Source organism: Chloroflexota bacterium, assembly GCA_014360825.1.
In the GTDB taxonomy this organism is placed as follows: Bacteria; Chloroflexota; Anaerolineae; order UBA2200; family JACIWT01; genus JACIWT01.
In genome coordinates this window covers 13,536-32,826 of the sequence record JACIWT010000007.1, presented here as the reverse complement: position 1 = coordinate 32,826, position 19,291 = coordinate 13,536, and the positions used below count along the sequence as shown (strand labels likewise).

General features: G+C 55.8%; 15 protein-coding genes and 1 tRNA gene. 3 read left to right on the top strand and 13 right to left on the bottom strand.

Annotation, left to right across the window (positions count from 1 at the left end):
* Positions 1-9: 9 nt before the first annotated feature.
* The 6 genes from H5T64_06035 to H5T64_06010 all read right to left on the bottom strand — a co-directional run bounded on the left by H5T64_06035 (position 10) and on the right by H5T64_06010 (position 6,500).
* A complete protein-coding gene (locus tag H5T64_06035) occupies positions 10-1,203 on the bottom strand; it encodes a glycosyltransferase family 4 protein (GenBank protein ID MBC7263906.1) in 1,194 nt (397 codons plus the stop codon).
* Positions 1,200-2,336: a glycosyltransferase family 4 protein gene (locus tag H5T64_06030; GenBank protein ID MBC7263905.1), complete on the bottom strand. Its 1,137-nt coding sequence runs from the start codon at positions 2,334-2,336 to the stop codon at positions 1,200-1,202. The genes H5T64_06035 and H5T64_06030 overlap by 4 nt, the downstream gene beginning before the upstream one ends.
* Positions 2,333-3,472 carry a glycosyltransferase family 4 protein gene (locus H5T64_06025; GenBank protein ID MBC7263904.1) on the bottom strand — a complete coding sequence of 380 codons (1,140 nt, stop codon included), beginning with the start codon at positions 3,470-3,472 and terminating at the stop codon, positions 2,333-2,335. The genes H5T64_06030 and H5T64_06025 overlap by 4 nt, the downstream gene beginning before the upstream one ends.
* Complete coding sequence (locus H5T64_06020; protein MBC7263903.1) at positions 3,460-4,641, bottom strand: glycosyltransferase; 1,182 nt, start codon at positions 4,639-4,641, stop codon at positions 3,460-3,462. The genes H5T64_06025 and H5T64_06020 overlap by 13 nt, the downstream gene beginning before the upstream one ends.
* 4 nt (positions 4,642-4,645) lie before the next feature.
* Positions 4,646-5,686 (bottom strand): hypothetical protein, encoded by a 1,041-nt coding sequence (locus H5T64_06015; GenBank protein MBC7263902.1) that lies wholly within the window; start codon positions 5,684-5,686, stop codon positions 4,646-4,648.
* A 79-nt stretch (positions 5,687-5,765) separates the two neighbouring features.
* Positions 5,766-6,500: a hypothetical protein gene (locus H5T64_06010; GenBank protein ID MBC7263901.1), complete on the bottom strand. Its 735-nt coding sequence runs from the start codon at positions 6,498-6,500 to the stop codon at positions 5,766-5,768.
* Positions 6,501-6,939: 439 nt separating this feature from the next.
* Here H5T64_06010 and H5T64_06005 point away from each other — a divergent pair, with 439 nt between their 5' ends.
* Entirely contained in the window at positions 6,940-8,145 is a 1,206-nt protein-coding gene (locus tag H5T64_06005) for a tyrosine--tRNA ligase (protein ID MBC7263900.1), read from the top strand.
* On the opposite strand, the gene H5T64_06000 is transcribed toward H5T64_06005, so the two are convergent.
* The gene (locus H5T64_06000) at positions 8,072-10,534 is read right to left on the bottom strand and encodes a hypothetical protein (protein ID MBC7263899.1); all 2,463 of its coding nucleotides are present in this window, start codon (positions 10,532-10,534) and stop codon (positions 8,072-8,074) included. The two genes, H5T64_06005 and H5T64_06000, sit on opposite strands and share 74 nt — an antisense overlap.
* A gap of 258 nt (positions 10,535-10,792) precedes the next feature.
* On the opposite strand from H5T64_06000, the gene lepB reads away from it, so the two are divergent.
* Positions 10,793-11,305 carry a signal peptidase I gene (gene lepB / locus H5T64_05995; GenBank protein MBC7263898.1) on the top strand — a complete coding sequence of 171 codons (513 nt, stop codon included), beginning with the start codon at positions 10,793-10,795 and terminating at the stop codon, positions 11,303-11,305.
* Between the two features lie 34 nt (positions 11,306-11,339).
* Positions 11,340-11,412, top strand: a tRNA-Glu gene (locus tag H5T64_05990).
* Positions 11,413-11,414: 2 nt separating this feature from the next.
* On the opposite strand, the gene H5T64_05985 is transcribed toward H5T64_05990, so the two are convergent.
* The 6 genes from H5T64_05985 to H5T64_05960 form a co-directional block, all read right to left on the bottom strand.
* Positions 11,415-13,055 carry a DUF3459 domain-containing protein gene (locus tag H5T64_05985; protein ID MBC7263897.1) on the bottom strand — a complete coding sequence of 547 codons (1,641 nt, stop codon included), beginning with the start codon at positions 13,053-13,055 and terminating at the stop codon, positions 11,415-11,417.
* A gap of 51 nt (positions 13,056-13,106) precedes the next feature.
* A complete protein-coding gene (locus H5T64_05980; GenBank protein ID MBC7263896.1) occupies positions 13,107-14,810 on the bottom strand; it encodes a hypothetical protein in 1,704 nt (567 codons plus the stop codon).
* A 167-nt stretch (positions 14,811-14,977) separates the two neighbouring features.
* Positions 14,978-16,096 (bottom strand): glycoside hydrolase family 15 protein, encoded by a 1,119-nt coding sequence (locus H5T64_05975; protein ID MBC7263895.1) that lies wholly within the window; start codon positions 16,094-16,096, stop codon positions 14,978-14,980.
* A gap of 24 nt (positions 16,097-16,120) precedes the next feature.
* Positions 16,121-16,960, bottom strand: a complete 840-nt coding sequence (locus H5T64_05970; GenBank protein MBC7263894.1) for a carbohydrate ABC transporter permease — start codon at positions 16,958-16,960, stop codon at positions 16,121-16,123.
* A 12-nt stretch (positions 16,961-16,972) separates the two neighbouring features.
* Positions 16,973-17,869, bottom strand: coding sequence for a sugar ABC transporter permease (locus tag H5T64_05965; GenBank protein MBC7263893.1), 897 nt, complete (start codon positions 17,867-17,869; stop codon positions 16,973-16,975).
* Positions 17,870-17,940: 71 nt separating this feature from the next.
* On the bottom strand, positions 17,941-19,260 hold the full coding sequence (locus H5T64_05960) for an extracellular solute-binding protein (protein ID MBC7263892.1): 1,320 nt from the start codon (positions 19,258-19,260) through the stop codon (positions 17,941-17,943).
* Positions 19,261-19,291 lie beyond the last annotated feature (31 nt).

Here is a 19,291-nt window from a genome sequence, read left to right as displayed (position 1 = left end):
TCATACTCTCTACGAGGGTGCAACATTCGCGTTGTTCGACTCCGCCCATATGTCCGCATGTAGGGCAGCCTCTTGGCCTCCGAGCAAGTCTAAGAAAATCTCGACTACCCGCTCCTGTGAGAAATCTTGCACCCGAGTCATCCCGTCAACAGCCAGATGACGGCGTAAAGTCTCATCGTCCAACAGGCAATCCAACGCCTCAGCAAATAGGACTGGTTCCCCCTTGGGCACGACGAACTTCCTTTGCGATGGTGTAACCACATCCCGCACGCCTCCCACGTCTGTTGCCACAAAAGGACAACCTGCCGCCATGGCCTCCAAGAGTGTGCGCGGGAAACCTTCCTCCTCTGAGGGCATGATATAAACGTCGGCAGCACCAAAATAGCGCATCACCTCGCGATTGGGCACCCAACCGATCAGACGAAATGAACCCTCCAGCCCAGCATCCTTGATTTCCACTTCCAAACGGGCGCGGTAAGGTCCATCACCGGCGATCAGGAACAGCATTCGCCGCTTTTCCGTTACCAAGCGGGCAATGGGCACCAGATAATGTGCTCCCTTGCGCTCGACCAGGCGATGCAAGAAAAGGACCATTGGCACGTTTTGAGGTAATCTTAGTTCAGTGCGCAAGGCTTCCTTTGAGGGCAACCCAGAAAATCGATCTAAATCTACCCAATTGGGCATCACTCGAATTCGCTCCAGAGACACTCCATAAACTTGACTGTAATAGCGCGCCATTTTTGGCGAGCCTGTTACGAGATAATGGACGATCCGCAGGGTCCAACTTAATAATGGCCCATTGCGTAGCCAGCACTTAATATCCTCTAAACTACGTACGCACTTGGGCAGGAACTCTGTTGGATGTCCGCAATGCCAATAGTATGAAATACCGCCCGTCAGTCGTGTCAGTACACCGCATAGAAAGGCAGCCGATAGCGAATAGTGAACGTAGAAACGATTGTACCCTCGCAACCGGGCGGATAGCAAAACCAGAAATGTTTCCAGGAGACTCATCACTGGCCAGTGGGTACGGCGGTAATACACTCTTGCCCCGGCCGGGAACTGTGGGGGATTGACACATCGCTCAATGAAAATCAAGATATCTCCGCGCTTGGAGAGTTTGTCCAGAAACCCGTAGAGATGGTAGAAGTGTTCGGACGAGTACTCATCATATACCGGCAGGACATATACCAGTTTCGTCACCGTGCGGCCACCTGGAACCAGATGTCTATCAACTCCCTCCGAAGTCGCTGGGCATCGTAGCGAGATCTGATCTCCTCGCGACCTGCTGCACCCATACGCTCTGCCTCCGCAGGGTGCGAGAGCAAGTAGGTGATGCGTTGAGCCATCGTCTCACAGTCTTGGCGGGGCACAATGAAGCCCGTGATCCCATCACGAACTATCTCCGTTCCGCCTTCTGTGTCAGTGGAGACTACAGGCACGCCAAAACTCAATGCCTCGATTAACACTCGGCCAAATGATTCATAAACTGACGGTAGTACAAAAACCGAGGCCTTGGAGTAATAAGAGGCGAGTTGTTGATAGGGAATGTTTCCTGCCCACTCCACCGCCTCAGATATGCCCAATTCGCTGGCTTTCCGTCGCAGGGCGGTTGCCTCTGGCCCATCACCCACTACCATCATTCGGGCGCTGGGGAGTGCTTTGCGTACCAGAGCGAAGGCACACAGTAAAGTACAGATATCTTTTTCAGGCTTGAGCCCGCCTACGAAAAGCACATATCCACCTGGATTGTAGCCCATCTTGTTATCTCCGGTCAACGATACGCTCACCGGGTTGAGATACACGCGCTCTGGAGGCAATCCCACCGTCTCAGTTAGCCAACGCTGAGCCCGTGCCGATACAACTCGCACACCATCGCTGTGTCGCAGCACGAAAAGCCCCAGTCTCCGCCGCCAGGGATGGAGTCGGTTTTCAGCCAGCCAGAAGGGGTCATCGAGAGTGCAGGTGTGGAGTTGGACAAGTAGTCTGATGCCATATTGCCTTTTCAGCAAATAGCCTGTCAGCCCATCGCTGAAGGGCGACTGTGTTGTCACCAGCGTCACGCCTTTCTCCCAGACTAGATGGCTACTGAGCCGATAGGCGTCCAGGATAAAAGCGCCGGGCCTGGAGTTCGCGGGATATAGAAAGAGGTTGGGTTCAAATCGCTTGGGGGCTAGCCTTGCCCTGTGCGATGTGCGGATGATCACGTGCAACTGGCTGCCAGGCGCGCGGCGATCCAACTCGCTGGCATAATGAAACAACCGCTGTCGTGTGTCGCCAACGGCAGGATCGTCCACAAGAGAAGTGGGGTCAAAACCCATCATCAGCACATTCATCGTTGTGACACTGCCTCTGAAAGGACTGTCTCGGTCCGCTCTACCATTTGTGCCAGGCTGAAGTTGGCCAACTGCGCTCGCGCACCCTCCACTAATCGTCTTCGCAGTGATTCATCGGAGAGAAGACGCATTAAGGTTGCCTGCAGTGATAAGGTGTCCCCTGGCGGCACCAGAAGTCCAGACACGCCGTCCATTACAACCTCTCCCGTCCCACCAGCATCCGCAGCGACAACCGGGAGCCCTGCCGCAGCGGCTTCCAGCACGATATGAGGCAAGCCCTCATACCGCGAATTCAACACAAAAACATCCGCAGCGGCCATGTACTGGTAGAGTTCTTCTCGCCGTATAGCCCCTGTGAACAAGACGCGGCGGCTCAGATCCAGAGCCTTAGCCATCGCCTCCCATTCCGCTCGCATCGGCCCCTCACCGATCACCACCAATCCTACGTTAGACAGGCCAGCCAGCGCTTCTAAGATCCCATCCACCCCCTTCCACGGGACCAGGCGACAGGCGGTGACAATGATGCGATCCGCTCCCAACGCTATGGCTTTCGGTTTTGGCAAGGTTGCCAGAGGCGCAAAGGCATTGTGAATGACCTCAATTCGCGAGGCCATCACACCCCAACCAGCGACGATGCGAGCGAGGTATTTACTAGGGGCGATTACCCGCTGCACTCCATCGTACATGGCGTTGCGTCGCCATTTCAGCAGTTCTACCCACGGCGGGTAACGGCAACATTGGAACATTTCGATGTCATCATGTACCCAACCGCGGAGAAACGCTCGCTCCCAGGCGATATCGCCCACAACCTTGGCCACGACAGGCACTCTTCGCAGTGGATCGGCCAGCCGAGCCTCCAACCCCATGCCATTGACATACCACACGTCAGCCTCTCGGCCCCATTGGGCGATCAGCCGGGCCACCCGCCAAAAACGTGCAGGGCGCGAACCTCTAATGACCACTCGTTGGATGCGGAATGGATAATCCATGTCTCCCGGAACGCTATGATCCTGACTGTAAGTCAGGACATGGACCTCGTGTCCGCGCGCTGTGAGTTGTGCCGCAATGAGCGGCACGTAGGTGGCCGGGCCACCCACATCGGGCGGGAAGATGTCTGTGGTGATTAGGATGCGCATTTCGACGCCCTTGCTTCCAGGAGACCGGATAATAAATGATGGTAACGCTCTACAATGACGGGTAAATCAAAGTTGGCTGCCCGCGCGGGACCCTCACGTCGCAGTCGTTCTCTTAGTGCGGAGTCCAGCAAGATGCAGCGTAAGGCCTCGGCCATCGCATCCGGTTGGCCCACCGGCACAAGCATCCCATAACGCCCTCCCTCCAGGATTTCCGCGGGACCAGACTGACAGTCAGTAGCCACCACAGGTAGGCCGAGAGCCAGAGCCTCTACAATTACGTTGCCGAAACCTTCGTAAAGTGAGGAAAGAGCAAAAACATCCGCGCGAGCCATAAAACGATAGGGATTTGACTGGAAGCCCCAGAAAACTACTTTGTCCTCGAGCCGTTTTTCACGCGCCAATTCTTCCAGTGCTTCTCTCTGGGACCCTTCACCCAGGACTACTAGTCGGGCGGGCACATCGCGCTGCAATATGGAAAAGGCCTCGATAAGGTCAGGGTATCCCTTCTGTGCTTCCAATCGGCCAACGGCGATGATCACTGGCGCATCACCGTTGAACCATGGATGGTCCACCGGTTCTTGGGCCAACAGCCGAATGCGGTTCACGTCAACTGGGTTGGGTATCACGGCGATTCTACTGTGAGGCACATGGAATGTGGTCGTCAGGTCGCTAGCCACACCTTCCGAGATGGCGGTGATAACATCGGCCTGTGCGTAGAGGCGGCGTATTGCGGTCCGTCTGAATCTTAACCAGCGGAAGCGGGGCATTTCTGCACTGGGATAATTCTGCTCGTTGAGTACAATGACCGGACGCGGGCGGGAGAAAGCGGCTGCTAACACTGTAATAGCATTGGCATAGCGCAGGAAACTAAGCACCACACTAGGTCGCTCATGGCGTACTATCCGGGACAACCGGGGAATCAGACGCAGATCGTATTGAACGCGACCGCGTAGATCATAGGAACGAAGGCCCGGCGGCACCTCAGATAGGAAAGCACCCTCTTTGGCAAACAAGCAAAGGGCACACTCGAACCACTCTTGATCCAGGCCCCTCAAGATATTGATACAGGCTCGCTCTGCACCCCCACCTCCTAACGAGGGGATCACGAACAGGATGCGGTGACGCGTGCTTTGAAGTTCGGTTGGTTGGCGAACAAAGGGTTCAGACACTCTGTTAGTGCTTCCGCGGGCGGATAGCCAGGAAAAGGAAAATCGTGGCCACAGCCAAGAGAAAGATTGCCAGCCACTGGAATATTTCATCACTGGCACTCTGCTCGCCTGACAACGGTGGGGTGGGAATAACCGAAGCGCTAGCAATCACCGTTGGCGATGGAGCCGGTGTCGTAGATGGCAAAGGGCTTGGTACTGGTGTGAGTGATGGCGCCAAAGTCTTAGTTGGTTGGGGCGTCTCAGTGGGTAGTGGGGTCGCTGTCGGTGGCTCCGTGGGCAGAGTTGTGTTGGTCGGTCGAGGGGTGGGTGACGGAGGGATCTCAATGATCACGCAAGCGTCGTCCCAGAAGGAGTCATTGTGCTTCACGGGGAACTCGGGCTGGCCTCTAGTGTATACCGTAATGTAATCTGACTGAGCAGGAGCCGAAACACTCAGTTGTACCCAGGCATCGTAGATAACACCATCGGGGCTTTCACGGCGTGTCTCGCGGTCTATCACTGGCTCTGACCAGATCACACTATCCGGTGGCGGCGCACCAAAGCCGGACGGGGTGTTGCCACAAGGGTCTATGCCCACATACACTCGATAATTGCCGGGGCGACGCAGGTCCGAAATGAACTCTCCACCGGAGCGCAATTCCTCCTCGCCGGTGTAGATTTGCACCCAGATAGAAAAATGGACAGTGCTCCCCGCTGGCGCAGGAATCCGCTGGTAGAACCCAGCGGTATGCGTACCAAAAGTGGTGAAAAATTTCTGCGAGTAACGACCACTGTGCGCCCGGTATCGGCTGGGTGAAAGATCCGTATCCTCAAGTTTAAACTCAGGTTCGCGATTAATGGTAGCATCGCCTAAAATGGCCCAGGGATACCAGCCGTTGGCAACTGCTGATGAAAGGCTGGTGCCCTCGCCTTCGGTCTTTCGTGCTCCCTCCTCGAAGGTGCTATTGACCGCTCGGTTGTCGGGACAGTCGGCGTGTGTCAGAAAACCGGTGGAAAGGAACAGCAATGCTGAGAATCCACAGACAAGAATGTGACGCTTCCACATGGGCTGCTTCCTCGCTCCAGATTTTGCGTTCTCCAGGCTACCGTGTTTCAGCGGCTTTGTCAAATTTGATAGCAACCGATCAACCTTTCCCCTTTTCTTTCCTTTCCCGCAACAACCAGGCGGTCATTTTAACCCCTTCGTCATAAGTAGCCTCTTCCAAACCGTGTCCAAATTGTTGCTGGAACGCCTCATTTAGAGCTGTCTGAGCTTTGTCTTCGGGAACTTCGTACACCTCGCTGTACATCTCCACCAACTTGCGTCGCTGGAACGCAGATGATTGGCGAGGCCTGCGCTGTGAGGCAACTGGCGGCTTGACCACGCTGCGAGGACGTCGGGCCGCCTCTTTTTCGTACGCGGCAACGCGTAGCATATCATCCGCCGAGGCCAAGCCTGCCCCTGGCAATAGACCGTAGCCCATTGCAGAGAGTGCTCGCCCGATGGCCGATGTCTCCGCTACCTCCCACGGGAAAGCCTCCTCCGTAGCCGTCCCGCCAACCTTCCGCGAGGTGGCGATGCCATGTCGACGTCCGTAGATCTCACTATTGATGATGACCATCAAAGTCAACTGTTCCTCGTTATCCACCAGCACAATTGGGTCTTCGAAGTCGAGCCGCTTGCCCTGCAGCCGATGATCCATGTTGGCCATAGCCAGTTTCCCGTCCACTGCCATGTACGCTGTCTCCACCATCACCCAATCACCTTCGATCCGGCGAGGTGTTTCCAAAACAACGACGTAATCTACGAAATCCTCATGCTTTACTTTACCCACATCTGGGGCCTTGCGGCAGATGGCCAGTACTTCTTCGCGTTTCATTTCCCACCTCCACGGAGATTCCGAACAAGCGTTCTAATATATTATATCACGCTCGCCTTCCGCGGTCAAATAAAGGCTGTCGTGTAGCAAACAGGCCTTCATTCCGATCCGGTCACTGCAAATCAGCGCCGTTATGGTTTTTTTCAGCGTAGGCAATGCTCTCGGCTATGGTATGTAAATAGGCGGACCTCGGAACTAAGAGTTTTTTGCCTCGATAGGGTTCCTATGATATACTTTTATATAGGCTAAATTGGCCCGAGGTGGTGCTTCCCCTGGTGAAGTTGTTGCTACAGCCGTGTTGCCAGAGGAGCACACCCTTTGTTAAAATTGCCCGCGTCAGCTGGTACCGACCTTTTGGTGCATGTGTCGCATTCGTTCACAACAGGGTGTGCGTGTTATAGGCCATTGCAAGAATATCTTCTATACAAGGTGAGATGCAATGCTGGACGACAAACTACGCGAGGAATTGCTGGAGAGAGCCGTCGCAGAGATCATTGTAAAAGAGGAATTAATCGAGCGACTGAACTCTGGCCGCCAGTTACGGCTGAAACAGGGCTTTGATCCCAGCAAGCCGACGCTGCACATCGGTCATGCGGTCGGCCTGCGCAAATTGCGCCGCTTTCAGGAATTGGGGCACCAGGTGGTGCTCATCGTCGGCGATTGGACAGCACAGATCGGCGACCCCAGCGGCCGTGATGAAAGCCGCACTATGCTCAGCGCGGAGCAAGTGAAGCAAAACGCTGCTACCTATATGGAGCAGTTCTTCCGCGTGGTGGACCGATCTCGCACTGAAGTGCGTTGGCAGAGCGAGTGGTTTGGCAAATTCACCTTGTCTGACGTGTTCAATTTAACCAGCCGTTTCACGTTGGGCCAAATGATGCAACACGAAACGTTCCGCAAACGCTGGGAAGAGGGTAATCCGCTCACTATCATGGAGATCATGTATCCCATCTTACAGGCCTATGATTCTGTCGCCATCCGCGCCGACGTGGAGTTTGGCGGTACTGACCAAAAGTTCAATATCCTGACTGGCCGCGAACTCCAAGCCATGCTAGGCCAGCCACCCCAGGACGTGTATTTGGTGGATCTCTTGCCCGGCACCGATGGACGCAAGATGAGCAAATCTTTTGGCAACAGCATTGACTTAGATGACCCGCCTGACCAAATGTATGGCAAAGTGATGTCGCTCAGCGACGAGTACCTCATCCCCTATTTCGTCATGGCGACCGACGTGCCGATGCCGGAGATCAAGGAGATGGAACATGCCTTGGCGGCAGGCAGCGTGAACCCGCGGGATTTGAAAATGCGCCTGGCACGGGAGATCGTGGCTATGTTCTATGGCCCTGCGGCAGCGACAAGGGCCGAAATGGAGTTTGTGCGCGTCTTCCAACATAGGGAACTGCCCAGTGAGATGCCGGAGCATCACATCGCTGGGCAGGGGCCGTTCAATATCGTAGATCTGCTGATAGAGGCCCAATTAGTGGGCAGCAGGAGCGAAGCGCGGCGAGCCATCGCGCAAGGCGGTGTGCGCGTAAATGGCGAGAAAGTGGAGAACATCGAGGCAACTTTCTCTATCCACGACGGTATGATCCTGCAAGTCGGCAAGCGCCGCTTCGCGCGTCTGAGACGGGACGCAAACACGTAGCCCCTGTCTGGGGCGATAGTTCGAATGACGCCCTGTCACTTATGACCTCGAATATCCAGACTGCACCATTCTGATAGATTGGTCGCAGCCAAGTATATTGGATTAGCCAGGCCGGTGATAGCGCCCCACCGCGCGAACCCACATAAACGTGTGTAGCCCCTGCATCCCGCACCAATTGGCGGAACTCCGCCTCACTGAGCCGATCAGCCCTCGATACTGCCTCTGCAAGCGCGTTTACCTTCGTTACATAGCCAGCATCGCCTGCTGGGTAAATCGCCGGTGGCATAGTGTTGCGCCGTCCGGTGAGAATGGGTATCCAATACCCTGCATCTGAGCCAACGTAGATATTTAATTGCCAGTGCCAAGTATTGACAAGGAAGACGGCCTCCGGCGGGGTATGCTCGCGAATCCATGCCATGGCTGCCAGGTCGTCGGCTGTAGCCAGTATGGTCACGGGATTCACAATAGGGATCAGCCGCCACCCACCCGTGACCCCTGCGATGGCTAACAAGAGTGCCAACATCCACTGCGCCAGTCTGCGGCCCAACGAACGTCCCACTATGTCGTAGCCTACCACGGCCAACCATCCGACCCCCACCGAAACTGGCAGGTAGAGGGCAATGACCGCCGAGAGGTTATTCACCAGGTTTGTTGGTGGCAGGCCCAAGGCCATTGGGTTGACGGCCAGTGCTACCAATCCCGTGGTTACAGTGAGCTCTACCACCCCATGCTGCCGCCGAACCAGTGCAGCCAACAACCCCAGAGCAGCCAAGAACATCAATTCGCGATTAGGCCCGATCCACACCAGTTCCCAGGGAATGCGATTGTAGATCGCGTCACCTTGCAGGCTCTGCGGTGATGCCCTGAGTGCGATAACGAACGTTTCTGCTAGTCGGACCAGCCACGGCAGGCTCAGCAGTGCCGCCCCTATCGATATGGCCAACACCCTTCCCACGGCCAAGCGACGCGTCCGCAGGAAACTATCCACCCAATAGACTCCCAGAAAGATCGCTGCGAAAATTGCCACTCGCGCGTGAGTGAGGAAGAGACCTGCCAAGCCTACGGCTGCCAGGACTACCCGCCGTTCTCCTCCCATCTCGGTCGCGTCTATCGTTTGCGCCAGTGCCGCCGGCACAAGAGCCATCCCAGCCAATTGTGTATAGCGCCCCCAGGTAACATAATACGCGGGCATCCAGGACACCAACCCTACTACCAACGCCGCCACCAAACCTGCCAGCCGCCGTCCGGTGAGTCGCGTTGCGAAGAGGTATACAGCCAGTGCATTGGCGGCGTTGAGTACCTGACCGAATATTAGGATAGTGGTGGGTACGTCCAATCCTGAGAGCCAAGCGGTGAATGCTATTTGGGTGTGGAAGCCGAAGTGGTAATAGAAACGGGCAATGGGCAGGAATGGTTCGTAAGAGGACGGCACTTGCCCCTCAGAGACTATCAGTTGAGCGATCAGACTGTGATGTACTGAATCCACCCACGGGGGCAAGACTAACCCGCGCACTTGGAGCAGTCGCACCACAAGGGTGAGACCAAGCACCGCGCCCACGGCCAGACTGTAGCGGCGATTCCTTAAGGCTAGCCAGGCTCGCAAGTCAGCAAACCCTCGCCTAGCCCAGCGAAGGAGGAGGAAGAGCGTGAGGACAAAAAATAGAAGGCGCGCAAAGAGGGCCGATAAGTGACAGCCAATGACCGATAGCCACTGCAATCCCACTGGTAACACCGCTAGGCTTAATCCCACGGCCAGGGCTAGGTTCACCAGAGGGTCGTCATCTGGCGGAGAGGGCAGGCATTCGAGCAATAAGTAACCCGGCACCAGGAGCACGAGCATCACTGCCATCAGACCTGTCAACCACGTTGCGCTCATCTGCCAAAGATCATGTGCCATAATGGCAAGGTCATCACGATAATACGTAGTGAACTCCAGGTCGCCATCCCTCGGCTGGCCATCCAGATGGAGTTGCCCGCCGCCATAGGCGTCCCACGAGTTATACCAGACACTCACAGGAGCGGCGCTTTCCAAGGCAAAGTAATATCGCTGGCCTGCGGAGTTGCGTTGAGGAGGGAAATCGAAGCGCAGAAGAACATTGTGTTTGTAGGTAGTCAGATCGAGGCTGGCGGTAGCGAGATCGGTGGAGTCGCCAGGAGATGCGCGCAGGTGTACTGTAATCGGTCCTTCGACCTCCTCCCCGCCATAGACAACGAGACGCACCTGGATAGCGCTGAGATTCGGGCGACGAGCCGTGAAGGTCTGACCGATTACATGTCCATCGCCCAGCGAGGGCGCTGCAGAGTCTAGACGTCCCTGCGCCACGTCTACTTGAGTGTGGTAAGAACAGGCGGGGCAGAGAAGGAGAGTGAGAGCGATGGAGAACCCCACAACGCATCTCCAACCGCCTCCGATGCTAAATCGAGAACAAGAGATCTTGACGTTATCTGAGACTGGAACCCGCTCTCTCTGACTCAAAGCATCGTCCCCGCCGCATGTTCGGCTTGCGTTGCATTCTGCCGCCAATCACACTATAATACTAAGCCCAATCGAATGTCAAGGAGCGTTACCTTGCACGACGAGAAAAATGAAATGCCATCTCCGGACTCCGCGCGGCCAACGACACCGTCACGCCCAGGAGGTGGCGTATTGCGTTTGATCTGGGATGTGGTCGAGACTGTTGCCCTGGCCCTCATACTCTTCCTGCTGATTCGCAACGTAGTGCAAAACTTCCGCATCGAGGGCCACAGTATGGAGCCCAATTTCCATGACGGCCAATACCTGGTGGTGAACCGCCTGGCCTACCGATTTGGCAAGCCTGCTCGTGGTGACGTGATCGTTTTTCGCTACCCTAATGATCCCTCGCGGGATTTCATCAAGCGTGTAGTGGGATTGCCTGGCGAGAAGGTAGAGATCCGCATGGGCCAGGTATTTATCAATGATCAGCCACTGATCGAGCCCTACGGGCCGGCGGAGAGCACTTATAGCGCCCCGCCAATAATAGTCGCCCAAGACCAATTGTACGTCCTGGGCGACAACCGTGCCAATTCGAGTGATTCGCACAACTGGGGGCCACTGCCGATGAGTTACGTGGTTGGGAAGGCGGTGCTATGCTACTGGCCGCCACAATACTGGGGACCAGTGCGTCACGGTGGAACTTGACCGGATAGAGAACGTCTTCTATAATTTCCAGTGAGCCCCCATCGTCTAGTGGACTAGGACACAGCCCTTTCAAGGCTGCGACGCGGATTCGAATTCCGCTGGGGGCATCTCACTCTCCTTCCATCACACAGACTTCGTACCTGGACAAACCCACCTTCCCTCGGTACATGCTTCCTTCCGCCGCCCGCTCGCTGGATAGGACGACCCGCCACGCCCCCACTGGCAGATCCATCCCGCTCAGATCCACCACCCTCGGGCGTGGCGAGAAATTCAGGCACACGAGTATCACCTGGTCTTCCCCCTCCCGTAGATAGGCCAGCACATCTGTTGGTCGCTCGATGAGTGCCCGATAGTTTCCACGCTGCAGAGCAGGGGACGACTTGCGCAGCCAGATCAGCCGCCGATAGAAGTTCAAGACGGAATCCGGATCGGCACTTTCCACCGCAACGTTCACTTGCCTGTAATCCGGCCCAACGCGTAGCCAAGGCTTGCTTGTGCTGAAGCCGGCATTAGGGCTGTCGTCCCATTGCATCGGTGTCCGGCAGCCATCGCGACCCCGATAGAACGGCCAATAGCGCTTGCCTGGTGGATCCAGGATCTCGTCGCGCGGGATGTGTACCTCACGCATCCCGATCTCCTCACCGTAGTACAGGAAAGGCGTCCCCCGCAGAGTGATGAGCATCGCTGCTGCCACCTTTGCCCGGGCGTCGCTATCGGCACCGGCGGCATAACGGCTGTAATGGCGCGGCATGTCGTGGTTACTCAGCACATACGTTGGCCAGCCGGCAGGTGGCACAGCGCGCTCCCAATCTTCAATCACCTTGTGAAAACGGCGTGCGCTCCAAGGGCAACGTGCAAACAGAAAGTTGAAAACTAAGTGCAGTTCGTCTGTGCCATCTCCATAATAGGAAGCGGTAACGGCTGGGTCATCGTGGTACACCTCGCCCACACTCATCCGTTGCGGATACTCATCCAGTAATTTGCGGAAGGCTTTCCACACCTCGTGGGTACCCGGTTGATTTTCCTCGCGAATGTGGTACTGCCGGTCGTAAGCCCGCAAACCCAGGCGAAAGGGGTTATCGCGCAATTGTTCGTCTTTCACCAGTCGATTGGCCACGTCCAACCGGAAGCCATCCACACCTCGATCGAGCCAGAAGCGGATTTCCTGGAACACAGCCTCTTTCACTTGAGGATTACGCCAATTCAGGTCCGGTTGCTGGGGCAAAAAACTATGCAGGTAATACTGTCCTGTTGCCTCGTCCCACGTCCAGGCGGGGCCACCGAAGGCCGCCTGCCAGTTGTTAGGTGGGCGACCGTTCACTGCATCACGCCAGATATACCAGTCACGCTTAGGGCTATCGCGGCTGGAACGAGATTCCACAAACCAGGGGTGTTCGTGGGAAGTATGATTGACCACCAAATCCATGATGATGCGGATGCCCCGCTGGTGGGCCTGAGCAAGTAATTCATCGAAGTCGGCCAAGGTGCCAAAGACCGGGTCCACGTCGTGGTAGTTGCTCACGTCGTACCCGAAGTCATGCATTGGTGAGGGGTAGATAGGCGAAAGCCAGATGGCGTCTATACCCAGTGAGTTTGGTGTGCCATCATTTAAGTAGTCGAGATGGTGGATAATACCTCGCAGATCTCCAATCCCGTCCCCATTGGCATCGGCGAAACTACGAGGGTAGATCTGATAGATGACGCCATCACGCCACCAGATAGAATCAACATTGCGTTGCGCATTATGCATAGTGCCTAATCCTCCTCGCTAAGATTCCAACCTGCTACTCCATCACCTTGCTCAAGGTGCCAGAAGCAAGATGAGCAAGTCCCAGGCTTCTAACTCAGGTACGGTGAAACGCACGGCCTGTCTGCCATTCCACTCAGTGATTATAAAATCAAGCCGCTCCGCTCGCCCGCCTGCTCTGTCTGGCGAGGCCAGGTACATGGTCTGAACAGGCTGGGCTGTAGTCATAGTTACTGCCAAGTTTGTCAGGGCCACAGGCGGTGGATGGGGTAGGTCCCAATAATTGTGAGGCTGGCCAATCAGGTTGATTAGACTTAAGGTGACCAACCCCGGGCGCTCGCGGCGGATGGTCCACACCGAATCTTTCAGGGCATTGGGGCCGAAACGGCGCCCTTCCACTCGGTATGTTTCCACCTGATCCGATGTATCCACTAGCCTGGGGTCGAAAAGGTAATTCTCGTACCGCACGGCGAAATCGTAGAGACTCCGCATGATCGGCACGAATTCGGGCCGCAACGTATTATACTTCGGATAATAGGGATCGCACAAGGCGCCGTTTCGCTCGCCCGGTAGAAGGTGGAACCCACCAGAGGCGAAAACGGCCGCGGACGCCAATCGGGCAGCCTGCTCTGCCTGTGGTAGGATGTCGGGATTTTCGCGAGCCATACAAAGAGGCGTGATGTAAGCGGCCAGAATGACCTGCTTCTCCGAAAAAGCAGATGCTTTCGCCTTAAGGATTAGATGGCGCAGGTCAGAGTATGTGTCGTGGGGCGGCCACACCTCGATGTAAACTGCAGCCTGGTTGGTCGTTGCGGTCTTCTCAGTCGGCCAGTCGTTCACGTTGTTGAAAATCACCTTTGCGCCAGGACGAGCAGCAGCAACGACCGCTGCGGCGTCTTCGATGAAGGGTGGAAAGAGATCGTCCAGAAAAACCTGCGGCCCATGCGGCCCACCCACGTGGGCTACCTTCGGAAACCCATACTGGTCGAGGTGGATGCCGTCGAAGGGGAGTTCGGTTACCACAAGGCGAAATTCTTCCAAGATGCGTCTGTGCCAGGGAGAACCGCGTCGGATATCCATGATGTAGAACAGGCGCTCAATACTTTCGGGCTCACCGCTCGATTTGTAGAGGGCCTGCTCGGGGTGCTGGGCAAAGTATTCGGGCTCGGCCCCATAGATAGCGCCGTATGCCAGGGCAGCCATATTGTGTTCGTGAGCCGCTTCGATCTTGGCCCGCACCGTATCCATGCTGAGTCGCCGCCCTAAAGCATCCACGAACACTTCCTGGCCTGGTGGGGGCAAAAGCTGATAATGGCGATACATCCAATCGTAGAACTGGACTACATTGATATGGTATTTGGATAACTCGGCTGCCCGTTCCGCCGAGTCTAATTCGCCCGGCGCGAAATCGGCGAAGAAACCATAGCGGGGCGCCAGAACCCAACTGCTCAGCACATCGAGAGCCGTGCTGGCCTCGGCGATTGTCCGCTGGTTCGCATCTTGCACGCACACGTCCACCCCGTAGCCCCGGAAGTCCTCCGCTGGCAGCGCCAATGGCACACTCAACACTTGGGTCGTGTCAGCGAGCAGATGGGCATGAACCTGATGCTCACCTATTACCTGATCCAGCGAAACTAAACGGGCGATCACGAGGCCAGAAAAGTCCGTCGGGCCTGCATTTCGCAATTGCACCCGGATTTGGGCATTCTGACCAGGCCGATAGGTGGCCCGGTCGGGATAGAGATCGATGATCTGCACCTTCTCCTCCTTAGGCCAAAGTACTTTGGTGGGTGATGTAGGAATGACGGTGGGCGATCCTGGGCCGCACGCGACGCAAAAACTGGCCGCTACCGTTACAAGGACCGAAAGGCCCATTCGGAAACTCTTAGATTGGTGGAACACGGCGGTCATTTAGCGAATCCAAATCAGCGCGAGCGGCCTGGAGTTCGCTCCAGCACAGAACGAAGGATCAAATAATTGGCGTGAGACCACAGCAGTGGTTGGGCGATAGGTCCCCACCGCTGCACCCAAGGATGGTATTGGGCTGGGTCGTTCAGCGATACTGGCACCTGTTCTGGTAGTTCGCCATTGAGGTTTGCTTGCTCCTCCACCCAGGTCTGAAGCGAGCGGGCGTGTTCAATATTGCCCACCACGGCATAGTACCAGCCCAGCCAGGCACTTAGAAGCACCCACTCGCCGCCGCCATAGTAGGTGTCCCCTGGATAACGGTGTACACCTCCGCCATCCCGGCGTAAGTCGCTCTCGATCCGGGTTACAGTGGCCTGCATGATCGGGTCGCCCGGGGCCAGTAAGCCGTAGGGAACGGCAATGCCCAAGAGACTGGCATCTACGACTTCTGACAAGCAATCGCCCTCTGCTTCTGGCTGTAGGGCAATGGATTTGACCAAGTGGCCATCCTTTATGCCCTGGGTCAAAACGAAGCGGCGTATTTCTTCGGGGGCTGCCGAGGTCTGAGCACCCATCTCAGGCAATAACGCATTGGCTGCCCTCAAGCCGGCGTAAATGGCGGCCAGAGTGTAGGGGTGCAGGTAATTGGGGTGCTCTTCCCATAGATCGTAGCAGGGTTGGGACCACAACGTCGTCAGGTAATGGGTCACCAGACTAACGGCTGTCTTCCAGTTCGTCGGCAATGGGCTGTCGGTTAACTGGATGTGCTGCCCTAAAGCCCACAGCCAGGTGCCGAGGCCATCGAGTTGGAAATTGGGCCAATCGCCCTGTGCCTCGTGTCCTTCGAGGGTGTAGCGAGTGTGCAGGTTATCCTCACCCAGAGGTTGTCCAGAGCGGACCTTCTCGATGGCCCGCCGGGCTTTGTGTGCATGGCGCAGGATGGTGTGGGCCGCCCAGTCGTGGAAGCGCCGGGCGCTCTCGTGTTCGTCCACCAGGTCCATGGCATAGGCGATGAAAGCACCGTCGCGGAACCAGGAGTAGTGATAGGTGGGGAAATTGGGAGAAGCGATGTAGGCTCCGGTGGGGGCCTGATTAGTCAGGATGATGTGGATGCTATACTGGAAGAGATCCATCATAGATATCTTGCTTCTTTAGAGAGATTACCCTTTGAAAGCCCCACTAGTCAGACCGCCTATGAAATAGCGTTGCAGGCTGACGAAGACTACGATGACTGGCATGGCCGCGATCAAAGAGGCGGCGAATACCAACCCCCATTGAGTGGCGTGGGCTCCCTGAAAAACGGCGATAGCGACAGGCAAGGTCCTCTTGGACATTTCGTCAATAGCCGTGAGCGCCCAGATGAACTCATCCCAAGAGGCCAGAAAGGTGAAAATGGCCACGGTCGCTAAAGCGGGCGCGGAAAGAGGCACCACGACCCGGAAGAAAATGGTGAAATATCCCCCACCGTCAATCAGCACTGCCTCCTCCAACTCCCGGGGCAACTGTTCAAAGAAACCTCGCAGCAGAAAAGTGTTGAGCGGAATGGTAGTAGCTACATATACGAAAACCAGCCCCCACAAACTGTTGCGCAGTCCCAAGGCCTTGGCCAAGAAAAACTGAGGGATAATCAACACAAGGCCGGGAATCATCATGGTGAAGAGGAAAGCGTAAAAAAGAGCCTCTTTGCCAGGGAAGACGAAGCGAGCAAAGGCATAGGCCAGCATGGCCGAGAAAAGTACAGAGAGCACGGTGGTAGAGATAGCCACTATGAGGCTATTGGTAAAATAGAGGCGGAAGTTGTTGGACGTCCAGGCCTCCACAAAGTTCGCTATCGTTGGTTCCTTGGGCAATAGACTAGGTGGAGTCTCAATAACGTAGATGTGGCCTTTTAGAGCGGTGGAGACCATCCAGAGGAAAGGAAAGATCATGACTACTCCGCCTATGACCAGCAGGAAATAGACCAGTGTATTTTCAAAAAGACCGCCCTCTTTTCTCACAATCGTCACTCCCCTTCAGTATAATTCCACCGGTCGGCGCAAGAAGCGTATCTGCAGAAAGCTGAGTACTAGGATAATGGCAGCCAGTATATAAGAGAGGGCTGCGCCGTAGCCGAACTCCAGGAAATCGAAAGCCTGATGGTACATATAGCTCAGAACCACCTCGGTCTGCTTCATGGGTCCCCCGCCTGTGATGAGGTACACGGAGGTGAAAACGTTAAAACCCCCAATCACTAGCATTACCAGCACGAAAACGAGAGTGGGACGCATTAAAGGCAGGGTAAGGCACCAGAACCGTTGCCAGCGGCTGGCTCCATCTATCGCTGCCGCCTCATACAGTTCACCGGGGATCGTTTGTAGCGCGGCCAAGAAAGTGACCATGGACCATCCGATTCCCTTCCAAATGCCTAAACTCAAGATGGGCACCATGGCGGTCGCAGGATTGCGCAACCAGGCAATGGGTTCGGCTATTAAGTGCAGGACGTCAGTCAACAAGTAGTTGATTAAGCCCCCCGGGCTTTGGAAGAGGTATGTGAAAAGGAGGGAGACGATCACCCATGAAGTAAGGACTGGCAGATAATAGATGGTCCGGAAAAAGACCCGTCCCACTGTGATATGGTTTAGTAGCAAGGCTACCACCATAGCCAGGATCATTTGTCCAGGGACTGTCACCGCAGTGTAAAGGACGGTGTTGCGTAGCGCTACCCAGAAGATGGGATCCTGAAATGCTCGGGTGTAATTACTCAGACCCACAAACGGGCTTGGCTGGCCGGGCATGATGCTCCATTGGTACAGGCTCATCTGGAGGGCCTTGACTAATGGGTAGACCATAAAGATAGCGAAAAACGATAGACCCGGGAGCATGAAGAGGTATGCTGTGCCGATCTCTCTTCTGTGGCGCGGATTTTTCATGATTCCTCGAGCGCGAGCGGTTGTAAGTAAGGGGATCGAGGAGAATACTTCCTCGATCCCCTCACCGTGATTCACTGGCTACTTAGCAAGGCATCAATTTTCGCTGCAGCCTCATCCAGGGCTGCCTGTGCGGGCTTCTCTCCCCGCAGGATAGCCTGGCCGGTCTGGGTCAGGATATCTTCCATCTTGGGCCAAGCTGGGTGTGGTGTACGCGCTTTGGCTGTCTTGAGTTGCTCCAGGAATACGCCGTAAAATGGGTGTTTTTGCATGTATTCTGTAGCCAACAACTCGCTCAAGACCGGCATCTGGCCAGCCTCTGCCATGGTAAGTTGGGTTTCCGGCGAGAGCATAAAGCGGATGAACTCGGCCGCTGCTTCTTTGTTTTTGCTCTGCTGGAACATAACGATGTCTTCTCCACCTACCACAGAGATAGCACCCCCAGGGCCGGCTGGCATGAGGGCGAAGCCGTACTCCACATCGGGGAACTGCTGATCAAAGAGTGGCGGGAACCAAGGCCCTTCTAAGACCATGGCGATCTCACCTTTGGCGAAACCTCCCCAAGTGTCCACTCCACCACCCAGGATACCCGGATGGATGTATTCCTTCTTGACCAGGTTCAAGAGAAACTCGTATGCCGCCACAGTTCCGGGCCCGTTGAGGTATCCTGTCGCCTTGGTGATTTGGGGATCTGTAATATCCCCTCCACTGCTCCAGATCCAGGGGTTCACTGCCCAGGCGTAGGTTCCCCCATCGGCAAAGCCGTATTTGTCCTTCCCCAGCGCTTTGATTTTTTCACAGGCAGTGAGGAATTCATCAAATGTCTTTGGGGGCCCACTGATCCCGGCAGCCTGGAACACTGCCTTATTCCAGAGCAGCACCCGACAGTTTGTGTCCAAGGGCAGACCATAGTAGTGGCCCTTCCAGAAGTTGGTCGAGAGTGGGCCTGGGAAAACCTTGTCCTTAAAGGTGTTGAAATCGGGCATCAATTCATCCAGGGCCACGAGGGCGCCCAACTCCGCGAATTCTGGAACCCAGATGATGTCAGAGCGGATGAGATCGGGCGCGGTACCTCCGGCCAGGGCAGTCAATAGTTTCCTGTGGAATTCGTCGTAAGGCACTGGCTGAGCCTGGACCTTGATGTCAGGATGGGCTTTCTCGAAGGCCGGGATCACCTTTGTGTCAAGGGTCTCCGTCTCCAAGGGGTTGTAAGCGTGCCAGAAAGTAATAGTCACAGGCCCTTTGGGCACCGGCGTGGCCGTCACCACCACTGGCACTTCCACGGTTTGCTTAATGATCTCCGGTGTGGGCGTCGGGCCGCAGGCTGTGATCACTAAGGACAGGGTGATCAGAGCGCTGACGGCCGATAGCACTAAGCGTTTGCGGGAATTCATTTCTCCTTCCTCCTTAAAGTCTATGCCGCGT

Bases quoted from the DNA above. Each gene is read 5' to 3' on its own strand.
- H5T64_05960 (MBC7263892.1), bottom strand. From the start codon at position 19,260: ATGAATTCCCGCAAACGCTTAGTGCTATCGGCCGTCAGCGCTCTGATC.
- H5T64_05985 (MBC7263897.1), bottom strand. From the start codon at position 13,055: ATGCATAATGCGCAACGCAATGTTGATTCTATCTGGTGGCGTGATGGC.
- H5T64_05965 (MBC7263893.1), bottom strand. From the start codon at position 17,869: ATGAAAAATCCGCGCCACAGAAGAGAGATCGGCACAGCATACCTCTTC.
- H5T64_06005 (MBC7263900.1), top strand. From the start codon at position 6,940: ATGCTGGACGACAAACTACGCGAGGAATTGCTGGAGAGAGCCGTCGCA.
- H5T64_06015 (MBC7263902.1), bottom strand. From the start codon at position 5,686: ATGTGGAAGCGTCACATTCTTGTCTGTGGATTCTCAGCATTGCTGTTC.
- H5T64_06025 (MBC7263904.1), bottom strand. From the start codon at position 3,472: ATGCGCATCCTAATCACCACAGACATCTTCCCGCCCGATGTGGGTGGC.
- H5T64_06010 (MBC7263901.1), bottom strand. From the start codon at position 6,500: ATGAAACGCGAAGAAGTACTGGCCATCTGCCGCAAGGCCCCAGATGTG.
- H5T64_05975 (MBC7263895.1), bottom strand. From the start codon at position 16,096: ATGATGGATCTCTTCCAGTATAGCATCCACATCATCCTGACTAATCAG.
- H5T64_06030 (MBC7263905.1), bottom strand. From the start codon at position 2,336: ATGAATGTGCTGATGATGGGTTTTGACCCCACTTCTCTTGTGGACGAT.